At 72.3% G+C, this 1,374-nt stretch carries 2 protein-coding genes; one reads left to right on the top strand and one right to left on the bottom strand.

From position 1 onward, the window contains the following. Nucleotides 1–53: 53 nt before the first annotated feature. Nucleotides 54–326, bottom strand: coding sequence for an SH3 domain-containing protein (locus AB0F11_RS38220; protein WP_362184491.1), 273 nt, complete (start codon nucleotides 324–326; stop codon nucleotides 54–56). Nucleotides 327–1,079: 753 nt separating this feature from the next. Here AB0F11_RS38220 and AB0F11_RS38215 point away from each other — a divergent pair. Then, nucleotides 1,080–1,268 (top strand): thiazolylpeptide-type bacteriocin, encoded by a 189-nt coding sequence (locus tag AB0F11_RS38215; RefSeq protein WP_362184489.1) that lies wholly within the window; start codon nucleotides 1,080–1,082, stop codon nucleotides 1,266–1,268. Nucleotides 1,269–1,374: the final 106 nt, after the last annotated feature.

The following is a 1,374-nucleotide window of genomic DNA, read 5'->3' as shown; positions in this document are numbered from 1 at the left end:
GTGGGGCGACCGTATTCCGGTCGCCCCACACGCACATCTGCTGTCGGGGGCCTTCAGCCGGCGGGCTGTGCGGGCTCCGCATCCTTGGACAGGGGCACCTGTCCGGTGTTTTCCACGTGGCGGGCCGCAACCCAGACGGGCTTGTCCCGTAGCAGGTACCAGATGCTGTTGCCCTCGATGTCCTGGGCGTGGACCTTGCTCTTCAGGCCGATCTCGGCGCCGTGGCTCAGTGTTCCGATGATCGCGGAATCGGTGCTGGGGTACTTGCGCAGGTTGACGCCGATGCTGCTGACGACCGTGCCGAACGGCTGCTGCGGGCTGGACATCTCTTCCTCCAGGTGGTGGCGGGTGCCGCGGTGACCGCCCCGCCCCACGAGCGGGCGGCCTGATCGCAGACTAGATCGCCGGAACGCGGAAGGGCCGGAAGCGGCGCCCGGCCGTGTCCGGGCCGGTCGTGTCCGGGCTGCCACGGGCCGGGCCGGTGTGCGCGGGAGCATCTGCAACAGCGGGCGGGATCGTCGCGTCGGGTCGCGTTGCGTCGCGAGGGGTCGCGGCGGGTCGGGTCGGGTCGGGTCGGGTCGGGTCGGGTCGGGTCGGCGGAAGTTGACCGGTTCGGGACGCAGGCGGGGTGTCAGTCGGCGTGCTTCCCCGAGGGGCGCGGTGGCGGCCGCGATCTCACGCCGGCCGTCGGAGCCGCTGGTTCCGCGCGGCCCGGCGGTGTCCGCGCCCCGGCGCCACGAGCAGCGATCGCTCTTTCCCCGGGTCGCCCGTCCCGCGCGGGGCCGAGGACGGCACGGCCCGCTGGAGCGGTTGTCGAGCGACGGCGGTCTGCGCGGCACCTGACGAACCGAGGTGGGACAACAGGCCAAGGTGACACGTGCAGTTGCCCTTGGTCTGTTCCGCCGCTGAAACTCGAACCGCACCACGAACGCCCATTCGGATGCCCCCGGGGCCTTCGGACGTGCGCCTGGAAACGCGGGCACGGACGGACCGCGAACGAACCATCTGCTCCCCGGGAGCACTCCCACCGCCGCCACCGCGGCACTTCGCATCCCCTTCCACACGAGAGGAAGTTCGTCATGTCCCAATCCGTCACCCCCGAGTCCGGCCACCTCGACCTGGACCTGGACCTCGACCTCAGCGACCTGACCGTCACGGCGCTGCACGACACCGCCGCGCTGCCCGAGAACGGGGCCTCCTGGGGCTCCTGCTCCTGCCAGGGCTCGTCCTCCTGTGCCCAGCCGCAGGTGGAGACGCCCGTCGTCTGACCGGCGCGGGCGTCTCCTCCCCGGACGCCCTCCGCCCGTCTCGGCCTCGGCCTCGGCCTCGGCCTCGGTGAGCTCGCCGTCACGGCACTGTGCGACTGCGTCGCCC

Origin of the sequence: Streptomyces sp. NPDC032472, assembly GCF_040636955.1 — a bacterium.
Taxonomy (GTDB): domain Bacteria; phylum Actinomycetota; class Actinomycetes; order Streptomycetales; family Streptomycetaceae; genus Streptomyces.
Note: the sequence above shows the minus strand (reverse complement) of the source record. Positions and strands in the feature narration are given on the sequence as shown.

Coding starts and splice junctions, on each gene's coding strand:
- AB0F11_RS38220 (WP_362184491.1), bottom strand. CDS start 326: ATGTCCAGCCCGCAGCAGCCGTTCGGCACGGTCGTCAGCAGCATCGGC.
- AB0F11_RS38215 (WP_362184489.1), top strand. CDS start 1,080: ATGTCCCAATCCGTCACCCCCGAGTCCGGCCACCTCGACCTGGACCTG.